We start from the raw sequence: 21,663 nt of genomic DNA, 5'->3' as shown, positions 1-21,663 counted from the left end.
GCCATATGCGGGGCTGATATGCATAAAATGTAGAGCCGCTGTAATCTGGACCCCAATATGCCTATTTAGAGGGCATCAGATCTAAAACAATTCAGAAATGCGTCACCCGCATCTTGCGGGTCAGCCATTCATTTGCGGCCGATCAGTCGCAGCCTTCTTGCCAGCCGGGCAAAGTCGCTTTGCAGAACGGGCGGAACCACGTCGGTGGGCTTCGGCGCCTTGCCGATGATCTGCCGGCGTCCCTTGGCGGAAAAGGGCTGGGCGAGTTGGGCACGAAATCCCTTGGCGACCTTGCCACTGATGCCGATATCAACGGACGACGGGCGGGGCGGATTATAGTAGGTGCCGAAGATCTGGTCCCAGAGAACAAGGTTTTCGCCGTAATTCGTGTTGCCTTCGGCGAGCAGCCTGGAATGGTGCCAGCGGTGAAGGCGCGGCGTGCTGAGTATCCAGTCGAGCGGACCGGTTCTGACATCGATGTTGCAATGGGTCAGCAGCCCGACAAAGGCGGTGACCGCACCGATCCACAGGAAGACAGGCAGCGGCGCGCCGAGCAGGTAGAGCGGGATCTGGCTGAGCGCGATTTTCAGCAGTGAATCGATGAAGTGAAAACGGCCGGTGTTGATGACCCAGAGGCGCTCGACGCTGTGGTGCAGCGCGTGGAAACGCCAGAGCGACAGGTTTTCGTGGGCAACCCGGTGGGCGATGTAGAGGCCGAATTCGGCGACGATCAGCCCGAGAATAACCTGCAGAAACAATGGTGCATTATGGGGCCAGAGAAACGTCGGCGGACTGAACAAAGGCTGGGCGACGGTGGCGACGGCCATTGGAAAGGAGGTGCCGATGGCTGCAACGATCTGGACGCCACCCTTGTTGAGCAGCGTATGGGCGAAATCGTTGAAAGTCTCGCCGTCCCGACGCAGCCAGGTCTGCTCGTAGGGCATCAAGCGTTCGGAAAGACTGATGAGAATAACGACCGTCAGATAAACGACGTTGAACCATAACAGCGGAACCGAGGTCTTGAAGGCGAAATAGGAGCCGATCAGACCGCCGATGAAAAAGGACGGCCACAGCAGGCTGGAGATCGTCGTATAGATCAAGCCATGGGCTTTTCGGTCCATCTCTGTCGCGGCAGTCTCGGGCGCAAATGTCATCTTTTCATCGTCCTCGGTCCTGCATCGCTTGCGATCAATTCCTATACCGAAGAAATCCCATTTTCAAAGGCCGCACCCTCACGCCAAGCCGATCTAACACATTTTTGATCGACGCCCGATGTGCGAAAGCCACGACTCTCCCGGCGAGGTAGCACCTGGGTTTTCTGACCGGCACCAGAGGCTGCCAATTATCTACCGAGTTCGCGCGGGGCAATCTTCGAGCGGGCCGTGAAAATCAGCACCAGAAGCGTCATCGCGTATGGCAGGATCGAAAAGACCTCGTTCGGCAGGAAACCCATACCGCTCTGGGCCCTGAGGCCAAGGCTATCGAAGAAGGCAAACAGGAATGCACCGAGAACGGCGCCAACTGGCGACCAGCGGCCGATGATCACGACTGCCAGGGCGACATAGCCTCGGCCGTTGGTGAGGCCATCGTTGAAAGAGCCGAGAAAGCCGATGGTGATCGCTGCGCCACCGAGCCCCATGAGGGCGGCACCGACGATGATGGCAACCATTCGCACGCGATCGGTATCGATGCCGCGAACAGCGGAAGCAGCCGCCCCGTCGCCGACAGCTCGCAGGACGAGGCCGACGCGCGTGAAATTCATCAGCCATATGGCAGCTATGAGAAGGACCAGTGCAGCGTAGGTTATGAGGTTCTGCTTGAACAGGATGGGGCCGATAAAGGGCAGGTCGCTGAGGAAAGGTATGGTGATATTGGGCGCCAGCGGCACGAACATCATGCTCTGGCCTGAAGGCTGCCAAAGCTGGAACAGAAATGAAGTGAGCCCGGAGCCTATCAGCGAAATCGCGATCCCGGTGATGATCTGGTTGGCCCCACCTTTGACCACGGACAAGGCGATCACCGACCCGTAGAGGGTGCCCGTAATAACGGCTCCCAGCAGCCCGCCCTGCCAGCCGGCGATACTGGCGCAGACCACCGCGCTGAAGGCGCCGGCAGTCATGATGCCATCGATGCCAAGATTGATCGTGCCGCTTCGTTCAGTAATCATCTCGCCGAGCGCCGCGAGGAAGATCGGCGTCGCCAGCCGAAGGGTGCCGCCAAGGACGATTTGCCAGAAGACCAGATCGGACCAGCTCATGGATTGGCTCCTGCGGCTTCGGACGCCGGTTTCTTTTCCATGGGTGGCGCTGCGCTCGCTGTACGGACATTTTTACCAACTGCGAGGGTCACGGCCAGCAGGACAAAACCTTGGGCGACGATGGCAATCGCCGCCGGCACCGACGTGCCAATCTGCATGCCCTGCGCGCCCGTCGATAAAGCGCCGAAGAGGATTGCCGCAACGACGATGCCGAGTGGATTGAGGCCACCAAGGACGGCCACGAGAATACCGGAAAATCCGAGCCCGCCATCGACGCTTGGATACAGTGTGTGGGCGACGCCCGCCACCTGGATCCAGCCGGCAAGCCCGGCGGCAGCGCCCGAAAACAGCATCGGCCTGACCACGGCCCTTGCCGGCGATAGGCCGAGGCGCGCGGCGAGGTGTGGTCGGCTGGCGAAGAGGGAATAGACAAGGCCGGAACGCGTTCGGGTCCAGAACCACAGGGCGACCGCCAGAACCAGAACGGCCAAAACGCCGAGGTGCAGCCGCGTGCCATCGACAAGAGTCCCGATCAGCGCATTGTCCGGCAACGCATCGCTGCGCGGTGTCGCGGTCTGCATCGATGAACGCAACGGCCCTTTCAGCACCCAGACAAGCCCATAGCCTGCAATGTAATTCAACAGCAGTGTCGACAGGATTTCGTTGACGTGCATGTAGGCGCGCAAGAGAGCGGGCAACAGGGCAAAAAGCAAACCTCCAGCCATGCCGGACAGGCAGCCCAGGATCAAAAGCACGGGCGCACTTGCACCGGCATTGGCTTGGATGACCGCCGTGGAGAGTGCCGCGCCTGCCACCAGTTGGCCCTGCGAGCCGATGGTGAACAAGCCGGATCGGAGCGCCGGCATGACGCCGAGGGCGACGATGGCAAGCGGCGTCGCCGTCACCAGCGTTTCGGCAAGGACATAGGGTTCGCCGAAAGCCCCACTGAAGAGGGCCGCGATCGCATCGAGCGGATTGGCACCGGCGAGCGCAATCAACAGCGCCAGGGCAACCGCGACCAGCACGATAGCAAGGATCGCCCTCTTTTGAAGCGTTGTCGGTTTCAGCAGTTGCGAGATCATTGGTAAAGGCCCGGATCGGGTTCCCATCCGGTCAGCACGTGGCGCCCGATCTCGGCATATTTCCAGGATACCGGGTCGTGCAGGGACAGGATGCGGGCATTGCGCCAATGGCGATCGAAACCATTTTTGCGGCCTGCGGCACGCGTCCCCATCAGCGTGAAGATTTCTGATGTTGCCTCGAGTGCCGCCTTGTTGGCGGCGGCCTTTGCCGCATAGACCGGGATGGCAAGTTCCGTCCGGCTGACCTCCCCGCGCTCGAAGGCATCTAGCAGATCGGCCGCCATCAGCATAAGTGCGTAGGCTGCAGAGAGGCCTGCAGTCAATTCGCCCATGATCTTGCGCGTGTGCGGATCGTCGGCAGCATTGTCGACGCCGGCCGATGGCCACGGGCGACTGCTTGAGGCCACAAAGCCCGCCGCCTCGCGCAAGGCGGCAATCCCAACTCCGATCATGATGGCTGCAAAGCCGACCTGATAGCGAAGCGATGCGTGGGGAGGCGAAAACAGGCCGGGAATGGTAGCGTTCCAAAGAGGGTCAGTCTTGACGTTGTCGAAGGTGATCGTGCCCGAATCGGTGCCGCGCTGGCCGAGGGCATCCCAATCGCGGTGGATGGTAATGCCCGGAGCCGTTGGCGGGATCAGGTTGAGCTGCATGCCGGCCAGAGGATTGGCGGCAACGCCCGGAGCTGCCGCATTGTAGGCCCAGGTTGCGATGTAGTCGGCTCCAGCCGCGCCAGTCGTGTATATCTTGCGTCCGTGAACGATAAATCCGCCGTCGGTCGCTGGCGTTGCCGTCGTTGTCATGGGGTCGTCGACCTTGCGGCCGGCCTCCGCCACGGCAAGCCCGATGATGGCGTTATCCTCGACGATGGCGCGTGACAGGCGTGGCTTCAGATCCGCCGGGCAATAGGTCAGGATTTCGCGGACGATCTCGTCATGCACCTTGTAGATTTGGGCGACTGCGGAATCGGCGATGGCGATACGCAACTGCGCCTCCATGGAGACGCGATGGGGCATGGCGCGTCCCCCGAAAGCGACGGGGACGACGGATTTCAAAAATCCCGAACGTTTCAAGGCTGCGATGGATTTTGTCGGGTACCGACCTACCCGGTCGGTTTCGGCAGCCAAGGGTGCGATCTCGTCGTCCAGCACCGTCTGCAGGGTAAGAAGGTCGGAGATGTATTCCGCCGCGATGCCGTTTGGCGGAAAGGCGGCGCCGAGCAGCGGCGGGAGATTTGTGGGTGCTTTTTGCATACGGCGCCTCAGACCTCCACAGCCTGGAAGCCGACGGCATCCATCATCCTGTGAACCTCGTGAGCATGGCTTGGGCAACGGCAGCATACCATGCCGCCCTCGAGACCCAGGACCAGATCTGTGAACGTCTGCGTTTTGGTTTCGACCAGGCCGCGCTCGGTCAGCCCCAGATCTGGAACGCCGACAAGACCGATAAACGACATGATCAGGAACGGGGCCTGCATCGTGCAGCCGATGGTGCGCGTTGCCGCGTCGCAGGCGAGTGACTGGTCCCGTACCTTCTCCCACGGCTGGTCGCTCATGCAGCCGGCCACCGCCAGCGGCACGCTGGCCAGGACCTGGCCCTCGGCAACTGTTACGTAGCCGCCGCCGATCCGCTCGATGGCGCGTGTCGCCAGCTCCATCTCCTCGTCGGAGGTGCCTACAATCACGAGATTCTGGTTTTCGCAATTGGTAGTGGCGGCAATCGCGCCCCGCTTGAGGCCAAACCCCTTGACGAAACCGACGCCGACCGTCTCGGTGGCGTGGTGGCGGTCGACAATGGCGACTTTCAGGATATCCCGCTCGACATCGCACTGGACGATGCCGTCGATCACATCAAGCTCCGCGTGAAAGGCACGCTTGAAGTAGCCGTCGTACATTTCCATGGCCTGCACCCAGGCCTTGTCGCCCTTTGCTTCCGTCGCAAAGGATTGGGCATCGATATCCGGATGCAGGTAGACAGTGTTGCGCGTGAAAGCCGGCACCGGGTCGGTATTTTCGAAAAGCGGCTGACCGTCGCGAGCCACGATCTTGCCGCCGACGATCACGAGATGAGGCCGTGCTTCGGCGAGATCGGCGACGAGTTGGATATCGGCGAGGCGACTGGGCGTGATCGACCCCAGCAGGTGATCGAGGCGGTAATAGGAAGCGGCAGACAGGGTGGCCATGCGCCACGCCTTCAGCGGCTCGACGCCGCAGGCAATCGCCTGGCGAACGTGATGGTCGATATGTCCCTCACGATCGAGGTCCTCGACCAGCTTGTCGTCGGCGCAGAACGAAATGTGGAAGAGCCCGTCCTTCAGGGCCGGGATATCGGCGAAGACGTGGGGAACGTTGTCGTTCATGCTGCCGGCCATGACGGTCAGCATGGTGCCGAGGCGCAGGCGCTCGACGACATCCTTGGTCATATGGGCGTTGTGGTCGTCGCTGACGCCGCCGGCGAGATAGCTCCACAGGGGCTCGTTTTCCAGCAGTGCCGTATGGCCGGTGATGCGCTTGCCGGCGGTAATCGCTGCAACGGCCTTCCGCGCGGAACTCTCATCGAGATTGAACGGATTGGATTCGCCGAGCGTTGCCGCATCCGGACGCTGGACGCGGGCGGCGATCTGCTCCGTCGTCAGATGAGCGCCGCCAAGCTCGAGATCGGGCGCCTGCGGCACCTTGTGGGAGACTTGGCGGAGGATCCGCAGCGGCGTGCTGGTCTCGCCCATGAAGTCGAGGCCTTCCTCGCCCAGCACATTGGCAATACAATTGGCATCGGCCAGGACCAGCGTCGTGCCACGCGGCACCGACAGGCGGGCCAGCTCGCCCGGCACCAACTTGGTATACTCTATGTGCAGATGCGTATCGATAAAGGTCGGCGCGACGAAATACCCTGATGCATCAACGATCTCGTCGGCGTCGAAATAGCCGACCGGCGTCACAGCGGCGATGTGACGGCCGGAAATGACGACGTCGCGCTCCATGACTTCGCCAATATGCAGCGCCAGCACCTTGCCGCCCCGAATAATCATGTCCGGCCTTTCCTTGCCGGCGGCGACAAGGCGCATCCTCATCAGCTCGGCAACAGTCGGGGCAAGGCCAGCTCCGGTCGCCGGAAAATCGATCTTCACATCACTCATAGGGCGGTCTCCAGAGTTTTATTATCGATCATCGCCTGCCCGAGCGCAGTCATGTCCACCTGAGTGTCGAGATCGAATTCGGCGGTGACGCGGCCATTGGCAAGCACGATCATGCGATGGCCCATTTCCAGAAGCTCATCGAGATCGGCCGAAATCACGACGACAGCGGCACCTTCGGCTGCGGCCTTGACGATTGCCGTCCGGATCGACGCGGCGGCGGCAAGATCGAGCCCCTGCGTCGGGCCGTGGGCGATGATGATGCCCGGCTTGCACTCGAGTTCGCGTCCAACCAGCAATTTCTGCAGATTGCCGCCAGACAGCCCTCCCGATGCGAGATCCGGATTGGGCGGCTGGACGTTGAAATCCGCAATAATGGCCTCACCAAGCGCACGCTCGGCAGCGCGGTTGCGCATCGCAAAGCGGCGGAAGCCGGGCTGCCCGAGGCGGAACAGACTGGCATTTTCAGAATTCGCCAGATCGGGCGCAACGCCTTCCAGACGGTCTTCCGGAATGTAGGCAAGCCCAGATGCCGCAGCACGCGCGGCATCGCCGGTGGTGTCCGTGCCATCGAGGCGGATTGTCCCGGCATCGGGTTTTCGCAACCCGGCAAGGCATTGCGCCAATGCCGGCTGCATTGCCCCCGAGACGCCGGCAACCGCCAGGACTTCACCCTGGCGCACTGAAAAAGAGAGCTCGGTCAGGATAGGCTGGCTCTCTCCCCTGACGCCGAGACCCGAGACTTCAAGGCGCTTCCAGTCCGATGTCACAGGCCTACGTGCCGGAGGACGACGATCTCGATCGCCTACCATCAGTCGGGCGATCGCATCGGAATTCAGCCCTGCGGTGACGCCGTCGAGAACGACCCTTCCGGCGCGCAGCACGGTGATATGGTCGGCGCCTTCCATCACCTCCGAGATCCGGTGGGTCACCAGGCCAATCGTCGTTCCACCTGAACAGAGACGACGGATGGTGGCAATGAGTTGCCTGACCTCCACGGGACCGAGAGAAGATGTCGGCTCGTCGAGCAACAGTATCTTTGCCCCGCCGGCAACGGCAGAGACGATCTCTCCCATCTGCCGCTCGGCAAGGCTCAATGACTCGACCGAGACAGTGAGATTGAGCGAGACGCCCATTTCCTCGGCTGCACGCCCAAGCGCGTAAGCGGCCGACTTTCGCTGCAGACGCCAGCCCTTTTCGGCCAGCAGATGGTTTTCAACGATCGTCAATGTCGGAATGACAGGTTCTGCGGCACGAACGCAATGCCCGCACCGACCGCCTCCCGCCGCGACCATGTGGCAACCGGCACACCATTGCTGATGATAGCTGCCTGGTCTGCCGGAAGGATGCCCGCGATGATCTTGGCAAGGGTAGATTTGCCTGCCCCGTTTTCGCCAACAATCGCCGAAACCTCGCCACGCCGGAGCGTGATCGAGGCCTGGTCGAGCGCCGTCAGCGCGCCGAAGCGCTTGGTGACGGCGTTGGCTATGATCGGGGCAGAGGTCAAACGCATCGTTCCTACTGGAAGAAGTTCGGCAGCTTCACCTTGCCGGAGGCAAGATCGGCAACAAGCGCGTCTACCTGCTTGTTGAGGTCATCCGGCAGCTTTTCGCCGACGGCATTGATCTTCGTCATGACCAGACCCTTGTTGGCGATGCCGGAAACCAGGAATTTCTTTCCGAAAGTGCCTGCCTTGATGTCGTCGACATAGGTCTTGTAGGTCGGGTACATATCGAGCACGATGCTGGCGACATTGACCTTGGCGGCATTTCCGCCGGCTTCGCCGGTGACGCCGATGGTCACGGCCCCGTCCTGCACGGCGGCGGCAGCCACGCCATTGCCGATCCCGTCGCCGGACGTCCAGACGAGCTTTGCGCCTTGGGCGATCATGCCGCGGGTGACCTCGGCGGCCTTCTGCGCATCGTCGAACGAGCCAGTGTAGGTTTCGATCGTCTTTGCAGCCGGATTACCTTCCTTCAGTCCCTGCTTGAAGCCGTTATGCGACGCCTTGACGAAAGCGAGCTCCGGTCCGCCGACCGTTCCGACGGTCTCGACGCCGGCCATCTTGCCGGCAATGAAGCCTCCGAGATAACCCTGCTGGCCGAAGTCGTAAGTCCAGCCATCGGCATTCGGCAAAAGGCGATCGGCGAGATCGGGACCTCCAGAGGCGGCAAAATGCACCTTCGGGTAATCCTTGGCTATCTTCAGGATCGGCTCGGAGAGCTCGATGCCGTGGCCGATGATGAGGTCGTAGCCCTTCGCGGCGTATTGACGGATCACCGGCTCGGACTGGCTCGGATCGGCCATCGCTTCACGCAACTCGAACTTGATGTCGCCGCTCTTCTGCAGCTTCTCAGCCGCCTCGCGCGCCACCTGGTTGAACGAGCCATCATTGGCATGGCCCGGAACCAGCAACACGACTTTCAGCGGATCAGCAAAGGCGGTGGAGGCAAAAAGCCCGGAGACAGTCAGGGCTGCGGCGAGGCCGAGAGTGCGAAGGGAAATCATGAAGCGTTATCCTTTGGGAGGAGGGAGGATCGTGAGGCTGCAGGCTCGGAGGACGTGATCTGGATGCGCAAAGAGACTGGATCGAGAGACGGACCGTCGAAACGGTGACTGGTGCGATGTTTCTCGGCAATCGCCGCACCGCTTCGGATTTCGAAGCAGGGATCGAGGATCGGATCCTTGATCGACAGTTGCTCGCCCGGAATGCAGACGACCTCAAATGCTCCGTAGGCCTCTGGCATGGCGGTGCCGTGCAGCAGGCCGCGTCTCGATGCCGACAGCAGTGCCGCGCCGGAGAGGAAGCCAGCTGGCCGGCTCACTTGACGGCAATCCATGCCGACCGGGCAGATGGCATGAGTTACGACCCCATCGTCAGAGACACTGACCACCTCCACAGAACGCTCCATCCACGCGGGCGCTCCACCCCGGATGGTGAAAATATTACCTGCGCGGGCGATATCGATGGCGGCGAGATAGGTCGGCTCGTTCTTTACGCCCGACAATGTAAAATGCTGCGGCAGCGCCCTTGCCCATGCGGCAAGATCGAGTTCGGCCGCCTGCGCCTGTCCGCAGCTAAATGCCAGCAGGAAGCCGAATACCGCGCCGCGCGCTACCATGCGCTGAGATCCTTCAGCAGGCGGGCCTTTATGTCGGTATTGGCGAAGGAAGCATTGATGGAGGTTGCAGCCACGGCCCGGCAGGTTTCCTTGTCCCAGCCGTAGGCCGCCGCACAGCCAGCTATCTCATCCGGAAGATCTGTCGCCAGCAATGCGGGATCGTCGGTGTTGACAGAGACGGGGACGCCGGCCTTGCGCAGCCGTTCCAGCGGGTGGGCGCCAAGGTTGGGATAGAGCCCCAGTGTCAAGTTCGACGTGGGGCATACGCCCAGCGCGATCTGGCGGTCGACGAGGATCGTCATCAGTTCCGCATCTTCGATAGCGCGAACCCCGTGGTCGATACGGTCGGCTTCCAGCAGGAAAATGGCATCCCTGACGCCATCAGGGCCGCTGGATTCACCCGCATGCGCTGTGCGCTTCAGGCCGATCCTGCCGGCGAGCCGGAAAGCTTCGGCAAATTTCTCGCCGGTCCTGCCCGCCGCAGCCTCGTTGCCATCGACCGAAAGCGCTACGACCCGTGGGTGGCGCAAGCGGCCCAGTTCCTCGACCACTTCGATAGCCTCCGCCGCACTCTGCTGGCGCAGCAGGCTGATGCAGAGGCCGACGGGCGGCAGGCCATCCGCTTCAGCAGCAGCAAAGCCCGCGTCAAGCCCGTGGATCATGCCACCGAGGTTTCCCTGCCACGCACTCCAGTGGGTCGGATTGACAATGACATCGGCATATCCGGTGCCTGCATCCCGCATTCGCTCGCAAAAGGCGTAGGCCGCCCTCGCCAGCTGCTCCTGCGTACGGCAAAGGCCACAGATGAAATCGAGAAAGTCTAGAAAGTCGGAGAGGCCGTCGAACTTAAGCAGTTCGGCCTCGGGACGCGGTAGAGGCACGTTGTTTTCAGCGGCCAGACTGACAATCGTCGCCGTGTCAAAACAGCCTTCAAGATGAATGTGGATCTCTGCCTTGGGCAAAGTTCTGAAGTTCAGCGGCACGCGTGTTTCCGATGCGATGGATACTCTTGCGAGCAAGAGAATTTCACCGGTATACGTGCTGAACAAGAATTGATTTGCGCATGCACCGTGCGAAAAAACGCAACGCTCAGATCTGCGAGCCCGCCCGACTGGGCTGGCGGATAGAACGCAGGCTTTCGTCGACCAGATCGATCATCATCTGGGCCGCTGCCGAGGTTGGTCGATTGATCGGAGCACAGATGGCGAGAATCTCGTCTTCGATGTTGCGGTCCTCGATAGTGGCGAAAGCCAGCTCTCCGCGCACCAGCTCTCCGTAGACATCGAAAATGCTCAGCACAGCCATGGTTTGCCCCAGCTTGACCATAGACTTGATAAGGGCGATCGAGTTGGTGCTGACCATGCCGGCAAACTCGACCCCAAGGTCGACGAAAGCCTTGTCGATGAATTCGCGGATGCCAAGAGACTGGTCTGGCAAGACAAAGCCATACTGCAAGCAGTCAGCCAATCGGAGGCTTTGAGACAGCGCAAGCGGATGGTTTGCCGCCATGACCAGCCCGGGACGTGCATTTAGCAGCCGAACGGCATCCGACGCTATCCTGTGCGGCGGATTGAACAGCAGCGCGAAATCGAGTTCCTTGAGATTGAGCTTGCGCAGCAGTTCGTCTGTGCCGCCGATCAGTACGCTGACTTCAATAAGCGGATTGACGCTGTGGAGCTTCTTGATCACGTCCGGAAGAAGTGTATTGCCGAAGCACTCCATTGCCCCGATCGTGATGGAGCCGCGACGCTGGCCCTTGAGGTCACGCAATTGTCCCTCCGCACGCTCCTGTTCCCGCCGCCATCGCCGGATGTCGGCCAGCAAGCGCTCGCCTGCAGCCGTTGGCCGGATTCCTCGCGGCAGCCGCTCGAACAGTGGAAGTCCAATGTCTTCCTCGAGCCGGAGGATCTGCCGGTTGATCGCCGATGCAGAAAGGTTGAGACGTTCGGCGGCCCGTCTAAAAGAGCCTGCACGCGCCACGGCGTCCAGCAGCAACGCGGCCTGGGAGATAAGCTGCATGCGGATATCCCCTTCAGGAGCGTTGCGTTTATTCGCACGATAGCATCGAAAATGGGTTCTTGTCAGCCAGCGGACGATCACCGAAAGTATCTTCATCGTTCGTGAAGGAATATTGCATGACAGACCAAGCCTTCTGGGCAGCCAATGACGAGCGCCTGCTGCGGCATGCCTTTGCGGTTGCAAGCCGGGCCCGGAGCAATGGAAACCATCCGTTCGGGGCAATCCTCGCCGGGCCTGATGGCACGGTGCTGTTGGAACAGGAGAACGCCTTTAATCCGACGCAGGACATGACCGGCCATGCCGAGCGCGTTCTGATGACACGGGCGTCGCAGGCCTACCGGCCCCAGTTTCTGGCAGACTGCACGATGTATACCTCCGCCGAGCCCTGCGCCATGTGTTCCGGTGCAGCCTATTGGGCCGGCGTCGGCCGTGTCGTCTATGGCCTCAGCGAAAGTCAGCTGAAGGATATCACCGGAAACCATCCGGAAAACCCAACGCTTGATCTCCCTTGCCGCACCGTCTTTGCGGCCGGCCAGCGGAAAGTTGTGGTCGTCGGGCCTCTCCTTTGCGAGGAAGCCAGCGCATTGCACGACGGTGTCTGGTAGCATCAACTTTCGATAATGTCTGCCATGCAGCCTCTGGGCGCAGCCCTGCTGACCTGACGGGAGTTGCCTTGGTATCGAGCTCACTTGACATCGAAAGCCTGCAATCGCTCTATTCCGACCGCAGCTGCGCGCCTGAGGAAACGCTGCGCAGAATTGCGCCGCTGCTGCTGCGCTACGGCATCACCCGGCTTTCCAGGCTGACCGGCCTGGACAACATCGGCATTCCCGTCTGGAATGCAGTCTCACCCAATGCCCGCTCGATTGTCATCAACCAGGGCAAGGGCATCACGGATATTGATGCCAAGGTCTCGGCTGCCATGGAAGCATTGGAGCGAGCCATCGCCGGTATGCCGGACGTTAAGAAATCCGTGGGAAGCTGGAATTCGCTCACGGCTGCTGGCGCGTTGGCTGATCGGCTCGACGGTCTTGTTGCCACCGGACAAGCCGACATTGCGCCGGATGAGCCGGTAGAATGGATCGCCGGCGTCGATCTTCTGTCAGGAGAGCCAACCTATGTCCCTTACGAAGCGGCAGTGCTCGACCGAACCAAGTCGGGCCGGTTCTGGCAGTCATCGGACGGCCTTGCCTCCGGCAACACCGGTGATGAAGCCATGCTGCATGGATTGCTGGAAAGGATCGAACGCGATGCCTATGTTTTATGGCAAGTGACAAGCCGCGAGCGTCGCCATGGACGCTGCATCGCCGCCAGCGCCTTCCGCGACCCCGTCATTGCCGGCCTTGAGAGGCAGATCACCGAAGCCGGGCTGAAACTCGTCATGTTCGATATCACCAGCGACATCGGAATTCCCTGCTACTCGGCCCTTTTGGGCCCGGCAGACATCACGATGCGACGCCAGCCGCTTTACCGCGATGTCAGCCATGGCAGTGGCGCACACCCAGATCCGATCCGCGCTGCAATCAGGGCCATTACCGAAGCCGCGCAATCGCGCTTGACGTTTATCAGCGGCGCCCGCGACGATATCGATCCCGGTTGCTTTACCCAGCCCCTGCCGGTTGAAACGCTGGAGTGCTTTGCGATCGACCCTGCCTTGCGGCCAATCGAAGCTATAGCGGTATCGGGTGGTCCGGCAGTTTTGCTTTCCAGGTCACTCGACGGTCTGAGGCGGGCGGGGATAGGGAGAGCCGTTGCCGTTACTCTATCCAGCCCGGAAATGCCGGTAACCGTCGCCAAGATTTTCGTGCCGGAACTCGAAAATCCCGACGGCGCGCGAAAACGAAAATTCGGCGGAAGGGCAATTTCCCGCGTGCTGGGAGGAGCTTGACGCAGAACATGCCCTCTCTGACCTGCTTAGTCGCACAGAATGCTTTTCGCGTGGGAGGCCATGTCGTCTCCTTGTCGCCACCATTGCAGTGTTGAAACGCTCAACGGTCGCGTCGAAATCGCAACATTGAAAAGACGGCGATGGTCATTCGCTATCCTGTCAGCCCGGAGAGACCTCGTGGTCCGCTTGACGATCTTGATGGCAGCATTTGCCGCATGCGTACCCGCCCAAGCCTTTGCCCATCCGCATATCTTTATCGACGCCAGGTTCGAGGCCGTCGCCTCGGCGGACGGAACACTGACTGAGCTTCGCAACGTCTGGAAATTCGACGATGTCTTCTCGTCTTCGGTGCTTCTGGACTTCGACAAGAACGAAAACAACACGCTCGACAAATCAGAGTTGCTGGCCGTCGGCAAGACGGTGCGAAACTCGCTCGAGCAATACAAATACTACACCAACGTCACCGTTAACGGCAAAGCAGTCCCGATGGCCAAGCCGGAGTCCATACAGGCGGACTACAAGGACGGCGCGCTGATACTGACCTTTTCTCTAAAGCCCGTAACCAAGACCAAGCTGGTGGGCACGGCTATCTTCGGGATCTACGACCAGACACTTTATACCGCAGTCGATTTCGCCAACGACAACGACATGGCGACATCGGGCGCCGGCTTTTCCCACTGCAGCCGCAAGGTCGTACGGCCAAACCCGGACGAGATCATCGCGCAGAACCAGGCGACCCTGACCAGCCTGTTTTTCAACGACCCAATGGGCACTAACTTCTCGCAGCTCGTCGCAACGCGGCTGGAAATGAAATGCTGACGCGCACCTTGCGGGCATGCTCACGCTAAACGGTTCGGATGCCAAAATTATAGTCGACAGAAAAAATGATATGTTATAACAAACCATCGATGCTAGTGGATATCGCGATGTCACCAAACTCAGATCCCTTTCGCCGGTCGCTGATGGGCCGCTCTTCCGTCGTTCGGCTGCTAGTCGTGGCGATTTTGCTTGCCATGCTCTGGCTGGCCATAGGATGGGCGGTAAGCCTCCCATGACGATGCAGCGTATCCGCCTTGAAAACGTTTCGATTGCCTATGCAAAGAACCTGGCGGTCAAGAATATCTCCGGGACCTTCGAAGAGGGAAGCCTGACCGCCATCGCGGGCCCGAACGGGGCCGGGAAATCGACGCTTCTGAAAGGCCTGATGGGCGACCTCAAGCTCAAGTCGGGCGCCATCCATCTCGATGCCCTGCGACCGAAGGATTTCGGTTACCTGCCGCAGGCGGCCGAGATCGATCGGCATTTTCCCCTGAGCGTCGCGGATACCGTCATGCTTGGTGCCTGGAACCACAGCGGCGCTTTCCGCGGCATTTCGCGTGAGACTGCCGAGCGTGGACGGGCAGCGCTCGAAGCGGTCGGTCTTGGCGGTTTCGAGCGGCAGCATATCGGTTCGCTGTCTGCCGGCCAGTTCCAGCGCGTCCTGTTTGCGCGATTGCTGCTGCAGGATGCCAAGGTGATCGTGCTCGACGAGCCGTTCACCGCCATCGATGCCGCTACCACGCGTGACCTGCTGCAGATCATCCACCAGTGGAACGATGACGGTCGCACCATCATCGCGGTGCTTCACGATTTCGAGCAGGTCCGCAGCCATTTCCCGCAAACGCTGCTGATGGCCCGCGAGGCCGTAAGCTGGGGGCCGACCGAAAGCACCATGACGACTGGAAACCTGCAGAAGGCGCGCGCCATGGCTGAAAACGCCGCCATAGAACAGCCGGAGCCGGTAGCCCTGTGATGCTCTACGAAGCCCTTGTCCATCCCTTTGTCGAATACGGTTTCATGCGCCGCGCGCTGATTGCCTGCGTCGCCCTCGGGCTAGGCTCCGGGCCGGTCGGCGTCCTGTTGATGCTGCGCCGCATGAGTCTCGTCGGCGACGCCATGAGCCACGCCGTCCTGCCAGGAGCGGCCATCGGCTTCCTCATTGCCGGTGGCCTGTCACTGCCGGCCATGGGTCTCGGCGGCATCGTTGCAGGCCTCGTTGTCGCGCTTCTGTCGGGACTGGTCAGCCGCACCACGGTCCTCAAGGAAGATGCCAGTTTTGCCAGCTTCTACCTCACATCGCTGGCCCTTGGCGTATTGATCGTTTCGCTCCGCGGCTCGAACATCGATCTGCTGCATGTGCTGTTCGGTACTATCCTCGCAATCGATGCCACTGCTCTCTACTTCGTCGGCGGCATCGCAACATTCACAGCCCTCGTGCTTGCGATCGTCTACCGACCGCTGGTGGCCGAGTGCTTCGATCCCGGTTTCCTACGCTCGGTGCGTGGCCACGGGTCGTTTTACCACGTGTTGTTCCTGTTTCTTGTCGTCCTCAATCTCGTCGCCGGCTTTCAGGCGCTGGGCACGCTGATGGCCGTCGGCCTGATGATGCTGCCCGCCTCGATCGCACAGCTCTGGGCGAAAACCCTGCCGGTGATGCTCACTATTTCGGCATGCGTTGCCGCGCTTTCGGGACTGGTCGGACTGATCGTCTCCTTCCACTTCGGCCTGGCATCGGGACCGACGATCATCCTGGTCGCCGCCTCCCTCTATTGCCTGTCGCTGTTGTTCTGCCCCTCGGGCGCCGTCCGGCGCCTGTTTCCGAGCCGCATCTGATGATGCCAACACAGGAGTGAAAGCGTGACATATCTTCGCACTATCGCATACGCCAGCACAGCGCTGATGGCGTTGACGGCCATGGCCTCAACGGCTTCGGCAAAGACGCTGGATGTCGTTGCAAGCTTCACGGTCCTTGCCGACGTCGTCCACGAGGTCGGCGGCAAGAATGTCGAGGTCAAGACACTGGTTGGCCCGAACGGCGACCCGCACGAGTTCGAACCATCCCCGGACGACGCCCGCAACCTGAAGGCGGCCGATCTGGTCTTCGTCAGCGGCGACGGTCTGGAAGGATGGATGGACCGACTGATCACAGCGTCCGGCTATAAGGGCAAGCCGATCGTCGTTTCCGAGGGGATCAACACCCGGACGATGGAAGAAGACGGCAAGACCGTCACCGACCCGCATGTCTGGAACAGCCCGGTCAACGTCATGGTCTGGGTGGATAATATCGAAAAAGCCCTGGCTGCTGCCGATCCGGAAGACGCTGCGACCTTCAAGCAGAACGCAGAGAGCTATCGCAAGCAGTTGAAGTCTCTCGATGCCTATGCCCATGAAAAGCTTGATCCGGTGCCCGACGACAAGCGCAAGATTCTCACAAGCCACGACGCATTCGGTTACTTCGGCCGGGAATACAAGGTCAAGTTCCTGGCACCGATCGGCTTTTCGACAGAGACCGAGGCATCGGCTGCCGATGTCGCCAAACTCATCGACCAGATCAAGGCCGAGAACGTCAAGGTCTACTTCTTTGAGAACTCCAACGATCCGAAGCTCGTCAAGCAGGTCGCATCCGCGACCAAGGCACAGCCGGGCGGCGAGCTTTATGTCGAGGCCCTGTCCGACAAAAAGGGCCCTGCATCCACTTATGTAAAGATGTTCCGTTATAACGTTAACCAGATTGCATCCGCACTGGAGAAGAAATAGTCTATCGACGGTAGCGCCAACTGCGGCGCTACCGTCGACCGTCCGGCATTGATTTCCGGTCGCGCCGACCACACCTTGATTGAGCCCGGAGCTTCGTTGATGTAGATCCAGGGATACAAGCGACAACCGGATGCTAGAAACAACATTGGCGACGAGAATTTGACCGTACCGGAAAAGCTCACGAAGAATCAGGCGCTGGTGCTCGGCATCCTCGAAAAGTCACACGAGCCCGTCAGCGCCTATACGATCCTTGAACGCCTTCGTGACGACGGCTTCCGGGCACCGCTTCAGGTCTACCGCGCACTGGAGAAACTGCTGGCCTTCGGCAAGGTCCATCGCCTCGAAAGCATCAATGCCTTCGTCGCCTGCAGTCACGCAGGCCACAGCCACAGCGGTGGCGTGACCGTCTTTGCGATCTGCGAGACATGTGGCAAGGTAGAAGAGTTCCACGACGACATCATCAGCGAACGTCTGGCGATGTGGCAGGAAAAAAGCGATTTCAAGCGCGAGAAGACGACGATCGAGATCCGTGGCTTTTGTTCTCGATGCCGGAATTTGGCATCTCCCAAGCTGGCTGCAACCGCGTAAGAAACGCAAAAAGCCGCCAAGCATGACGCCGGCGGTTATTAATCAGTTTATGGATGTGAGTTTTTCGAGCTTGGACTTTTCAGGTTATGAGCCTGACGAGCTACCGGGCTGCTCCACCCCGCGGAAAGTCGTGTTGTTTGCGTTTGGGTTGTTGCAAACGGTATTGGTTTGTTGGTTTGGGCCGACTTTGTGTCGATGTTTGTCTGTGCATGTTGATGAGATTATGTTGCGTTTTGCAGACCTGGCAGCGACCGACTCTCCCGCGTCTTAAGACGGAGTACCATAGGCGCAAGGGCATTTCACGGCCGTGTTCGGAATGGGAACGGGTGCAGGTGCCCCGCCATGACCACCAGGTCGGCAAAGCGCAACATTTGAGAAGCTGGGTGGCATCGCCACTTGAATCTTTTTTAACCCAGAACGACTTGCCGTCGTCCAGGTGAACACGTTTATTCGATCTTCTGTTTTCAGCACCATCCGGATCACTCCAGCAGCACGATTGCATCGTGCCGCCAGGCGTCTGGCGCAAGCCTGTCCTCGGGCTAGACCCGAGGATCCGCAGCGTCATTGACGCGTGAGGACAGAAGAAGCTCATTTCATCGAAGATGAACATGAGCAATGAGAACGATCAAGCCAGTCGAGCTATTAGTACCGGTAAGCTTCATGCATTGCTGCACGTCCACACCCGGCCTATCAACGTGGTCGTCTTCCACGGCTCTGATAGGGAACACTCGTTTTCAGGTTGGTTTCCCGCTTAGATGCTTTCAGCGGTTATCCATTCCATATTTAGCTACCCTGCTATGCCCTTGGCAGGACAACAGGTCCACCAGAGATATGTCCATCCCGGTCCTCTCGTACTAGGGACAGATCCTGTCAATATTCCTACACCCACGGCAGATAGGGACCGAACTGTCTCACGACGTTCTGAACCCAGCTCACGTACCGCTTTAATTGGCGAACAGCCAAACCCTTGGGACCTGCTCCAGCCCCAGGATGCGATGAGCCGACATCGAGGTGCCAAACAACCCCGTCGATATGGACTCTTGGGGGTCATCAGCCTGTTATCCCCGGCGTACCTTTTATCCGTTGAGCGATGGCCCTTCCACGCGGGACCACCGGATCACTATGACCGACTTTCGTCTCTGCTCGACTTGTCAGTCTCGCAGTCAGGCGGGCTTATGCCATTGCACTCGACGACCGATTTCCGACCGGTCTGAGCCCACCATCGCGCGCCTCCGTTACTCTTTCGGAGGCGACCGCCCCAGTCAAACTACCCACCATACACTGTCCCGGATCCGGATAACGGACCGCGGTTAGACATCCATGACGATAAGGGTGGTATTTCAAGGATGGCTCCACAGAAACTGGCGTCCCTGCTTCAAAGCCTACCACCTATCCTACACATGCCGACACGAATGCCAGTGTAAAGCTATAGTAAAGGTGCACGGGGTCTTTCCGTCTGACCGCAGGAACCCCGCATCTTCACGGGGAATTCAATTTCACTGAGTCTATGTTGGAGACAGCGGGGAAGTCGTTACGCCATTCGTGCAGGTCGGAACTTACCCGACAAGGAATTTCGCTACCTTAGGACCGTTATAGTTACGGCCGCCGTTTACTGGGGCTTCAGTTCAGAGCTTGCACCCCTCCCTTTAACCTTCCAGCACCGGGCAGGCGTCAGACCCTATACGTCGTCTTGCGACTTCGCAGAGCCCTGTGTTTTTGGTAAACAGTCGCTACCCCCTGGTCTGTGCCACCCCGCAAAAGTTGCCTTGAGCGGGGCCACGCTTCTTCCGAAGTTACGCGTGCAATTTGCCGAGTTCCTTCAACATAGTTCTCTCAAGCGCCTTGGTATGCTCTACCTGACCACCTGTGTCGGTTTCGGGTACGGTCTATACGGTGGAGCTATTTCCTGGAACCGCTTCCCTGCACGATCAATCCAATAAGATCGTACAAGTTACGCAATCCGTCACTACCACCAGGCCCACGATTATTAACGTGGTTCCCATCGACTACGCGTGTCCGCCTCGTCTTAGGGGCCGGCTAACCCTGCTCAGATTAACTTTAAGCAGGAACCCTTGGTCTTTCGGCGAGGGGGTCTCTCACCCCCTTTATCGTTACTCATGTCAACATTCGCACTTCCGATACCTCCAGGAGCCCTCACGGGTCTCCCTTCACAGGCTTACGGAACGCTCCGCTACCACTGGCAAACTCGCTAGAGTTTTGCCAATCCTCAGCTTCGGTGCATGGCTTCAGCCCCGTTACATTTTCGGCGCAAAGACCCTTGACTAGACCAGTGAGCTGTTACGCTTTCTTTAAATGATGGCTGCTTCTAAGCCAACATCCTGGTTGTTTTGGGATCCTCACATCCTTTCCCACTTAGCCATGACTTGGGGACCTTAGCTGGAGGTTAGGGTTGTTGCCCTTTTCACGACGGACGTTAGCACCCGCCGTGTGTCTGCCTGATAGTACTCCCCGGTATTCGGAGTTTGGTTAGGATCAGTAAGACGGTGAGTCCCCATAGCCCATCCAGTGCTCTACCCCCGGGGGTATTCGTCAGACGCTCTACCTAAATAGATTTCGCGGAGAACCAGCTATTTCCGAGTTTGATTGGCCTTTCACCCCTAGCCACAAGTCATCCCAATCTATTGCAACAGATGCGGGTTCGGTCCTCCAGTTGGTGTTACCCAACCTTCAACCTGCTCATGGCTAGATCACTCGGTTTCGGGTCTAATGCAACTAACTATATCGCCCTATTCAGACTCGCTTTCGCTTCGCCTACACCTACCGGCTTAAGCTTGCTAGTTACACTAAGTCGTTGACCCATTATACAAAAGGTACGCGGTCACCCAACCTACTAAAAGGCTCGGGCTCCCACTGTTTGTAGGCATCCGGTTTCAGGTTCTATTTCACTCCCCTTGTCGGGGTGCTTTTCACCTTTCCCTCACGGTACTTGTTCGCTATCGGTCATGCACGAGTACTTAGGCTTGGATCGTGGTCGACCCATGTTCAGACAGGATTTCTCGTGTCCCGCCCTACTCTAGGACATTGAATGTATCTACGTGTAAGGGGCTGTCACCCGCTACGGCCAAGCTTTCCAGCTTGTTCCACTTTAACAATCAATGCCACTGGCCTGGTCCGCGTTCGCTCGCCACTACTTGCGGAGTCTCGGTTGATGTCCTTTCCTGCAGGTACTTAGATGTTTCAGTTCCCTGCGTTCGCTTCTTACACCCTATGTATTCAGGGTAAGATACCTTATTTACAATGCTTGGAAACCGAGCGCGTCGAAGACGCGTAAGCCAATAGTCAATAGGCATTAGCCAATAGTGTCGCCACTACCGCCTACTGCCTAATTCCTACCGCCCGCGTGCCATCAGGCACGCTCGATTTCCCAAGCATTTAAGGTGGGTTTCCCCATTCGGAGGTCCATGGATCAAAGCTTATTCGCAGCTCCCCACGGCTTATCGCAGCGTATCACGTCCTTCATCGCCTGTGCATGCCAAGGCATCCACCAAATGCCCTTATATCACTTAATCGTTCTCATTGCCTATGCTCATCATCTTTGCCGGTTTTGGCAAACCTTGTCCCTTTCGCTTGCGCTCAAGGGGGTGCCAAAACGACCATCCGGCGCCCTCTCGGGTTCCGGACCAGCTTGACACTGTTACCTTTTACAACAGTGCCGTTGAACGATGCCATAAACGTGTTCGATACGACCCTCTTCGCTGGCACGCCGGTGCACAGCAGGGTCATATCTTTAAGACCAGCTTCTCGAGATAAGTCCGATGATGCGCGGTCAGGCAACACCAATCCAGTCGATCCCGTCAGAGACGATCCTAAAATCGTCAACAACAGATCAACCATCGAACAAGCTCCCTTCCTACCTCCAGTCCCTCCACCAGATCAGGCCGGCTAGGCCCTCTTTGGTTTCATCAGAACTGGGCTCGGACGTTCAGAACGGCGATTAAACCATCCAAAACACCTGGAAGCTTCCAGACTTATCTTCT

Annotated in this window: 17 protein-coding genes, 2 rRNA genes and 1 pseudogene; 7 read left to right on the top strand and 13 right to left on the bottom strand. The window is 59.2% G+C overall.

Annotation, left to right across the window (positions count from 1 at the left end):
• Positions 1–128 precede the first annotated feature (128 nt).
• The 11 genes and pseudogenes from olsE to PR018_RS16065 all read right to left on the bottom strand — a co-directional run bounded on the left by olsE (position 129) and on the right by PR018_RS16065 (position 11,694).
• Positions 129–1,121 (bottom strand): ornithine lipid hydroxylase OlsE, encoded by a 993-nt coding sequence (gene olsE, locus PR018_RS16115; protein WP_111215833.1) that lies wholly within the window; start codon positions 1,119–1,121, stop codon positions 129–131.
• Between the two features lie 221 nt (positions 1,122–1,342).
• Positions 1,343–2,257: an ABC transporter permease gene (locus PR018_RS16110; RefSeq protein ID WP_142829963.1), complete on the bottom strand. Its 915-nt coding sequence runs from the start codon at positions 2,255–2,257 to the stop codon at positions 1,343–1,345.
• A complete protein-coding gene (locus PR018_RS16105) occupies positions 2,254–3,339 on the bottom strand; it encodes an ABC transporter permease (protein ID WP_161990962.1) in 1,086 nt (361 codons plus the stop codon). The genes PR018_RS16110 and PR018_RS16105 overlap by 4 nt, the downstream gene beginning before the upstream one ends.
• On the bottom strand, positions 3,336–4,592 hold the full coding sequence (locus PR018_RS16100) for an acyl-CoA dehydrogenase family protein (RefSeq protein ID WP_142829959.1): 1,257 nt from the start codon (positions 4,590–4,592) through the stop codon (positions 3,336–3,338). The genes PR018_RS16105 and PR018_RS16100 overlap by 4 nt, the downstream gene beginning before the upstream one ends.
• A gap of 8 nt (positions 4,593–4,600) precedes the next feature.
• Complete coding sequence (locus PR018_RS16095) at positions 4,601–6,475, bottom strand: adenine deaminase (protein WP_142829957.1); 1,875 nt, start codon at positions 6,473–6,475, stop codon at positions 4,601–4,603.
• Entirely contained in the window at positions 6,472–7,284 is an 813-nt protein-coding gene (locus PR018_RS16090; protein ID WP_425064159.1) for an ATP-binding cassette domain-containing protein, read from the bottom strand. Before PR018_RS16090 ends, PR018_RS16095 begins: the two co-directional genes overlap by 4 nt.
• Before the next feature lie 258 nt (positions 7,285–7,542).
• A pseudogene (locus PR018_RS28470) lies at positions 7,543–7,985 on the bottom strand (ATP-binding cassette domain-containing protein); the annotation flags it as partial.
• Between the two features lie 5 nt (positions 7,986–7,990).
• Positions 7,991–8,980, bottom strand: a complete 990-nt coding sequence (locus PR018_RS16080) for a BMP family protein (RefSeq protein ID WP_142829951.1) — start codon at positions 8,978–8,980, stop codon at positions 7,991–7,993.
• Positions 8,977–9,594: a hypothetical protein gene (locus PR018_RS16075; RefSeq protein ID WP_142829949.1), complete on the bottom strand. Its 618-nt coding sequence runs from the start codon at positions 9,592–9,594 to the stop codon at positions 8,977–8,979. The genes PR018_RS16080 and PR018_RS16075 overlap by 4 nt, the downstream gene beginning before the upstream one ends.
• A complete protein-coding gene (add, locus tag PR018_RS16070) occupies positions 9,588–10,577 on the bottom strand; it encodes an adenosine deaminase (protein WP_224128612.1) in 990 nt (329 codons plus the stop codon). The genes PR018_RS16075 and add overlap by 7 nt, the downstream gene beginning before the upstream one ends.
• Before the next feature lie 106 nt (positions 10,578–10,683).
• The gene (locus PR018_RS16065) at positions 10,684–11,694 is read right to left on the bottom strand and encodes a LysR family transcriptional regulator (RefSeq protein ID WP_279621398.1); all 1,011 of its coding nucleotides are present in this window, start codon (positions 11,692–11,694) and stop codon (positions 10,684–10,686) included.
• Positions 11,695–11,729: 35 nt separating this feature from the next.
• On the opposite strand from PR018_RS16065, the gene PR018_RS16060 reads away from it, so the two are divergent.
• From PR018_RS16060 to PR018_RS16030, 7 genes are all read left to right on the top strand, one after another.
• Complete coding sequence (locus PR018_RS16060) at positions 11,730–12,218, top strand: nucleoside deaminase (RefSeq protein ID WP_142829945.1); 489 nt, start codon at positions 11,730–11,732, stop codon at positions 12,216–12,218.
• A gap of 68 nt (positions 12,219–12,286) precedes the next feature.
• Positions 12,287–13,501, top strand: coding sequence for a YcaO-like family protein (locus PR018_RS16055; protein ID WP_224128610.1), 1,215 nt, complete (start codon positions 12,287–12,289; stop codon positions 13,499–13,501).
• Positions 13,502–13,678: 177 nt separating this feature from the next.
• Entirely contained in the window at positions 13,679–14,320 is a 642-nt protein-coding gene (locus tag PR018_RS16050) for a DUF1007 family protein (RefSeq protein ID WP_142829943.1), read from the top strand.
• A 232-nt stretch (positions 14,321–14,552) separates the two neighbouring features.
• Positions 14,553–15,293 (top strand): metal ABC transporter ATP-binding protein, encoded by a 741-nt coding sequence (locus PR018_RS16045; protein WP_142829941.1) that lies wholly within the window; start codon positions 14,553–14,555, stop codon positions 15,291–15,293.
• Entirely contained in the window at positions 15,293–16,153 is an 861-nt protein-coding gene (locus PR018_RS16040; protein WP_202617166.1) for a metal ABC transporter permease, read from the top strand. The genes PR018_RS16045 and PR018_RS16040 overlap by 1 nt, the downstream gene beginning before the upstream one ends.
• Positions 16,154–16,219: 66 nt before the next feature.
• Complete coding sequence (locus tag PR018_RS16035) at positions 16,220–17,077, top strand: metal ABC transporter substrate-binding protein (RefSeq protein ID WP_142830238.1); 858 nt, start codon at positions 16,220–16,222, stop codon at positions 17,075–17,077.
• Between the two features lie 159 nt (positions 17,078–17,236).
• Entirely contained in the window at positions 17,237–17,665 is a 429-nt protein-coding gene (locus PR018_RS16030; RefSeq protein ID WP_142829937.1) for a Fur family transcriptional regulator, read from the top strand.
• Positions 17,666–17,904: 239 nt separating this feature from the next.
• Here PR018_RS16030 and rrf read toward each other — a convergent pair.
• Positions 17,905–18,019 (bottom strand): 5S ribosomal RNA (rrf, locus tag PR018_RS16025).
• Between the two features lie 267 nt (positions 18,020–18,286).
• A 23S ribosomal RNA gene (locus PR018_RS16020) occupies positions 18,287–21,195 on the bottom strand.
• Positions 21,196–21,663 lie beyond the last annotated feature (468 nt).

This window comes from Rhizobium rhododendri (genome assembly GCF_007000325.2).
GTDB lineage: Bacteria > Pseudomonadota > Alphaproteobacteria > Rhizobiales > Rhizobiaceae > Rhizobium > Rhizobium rhododendri.
The sequence above is the reverse complement of the archived record's forward strand: the minus strand, read 5'-3'. Positions and strand labels throughout refer to the sequence as shown.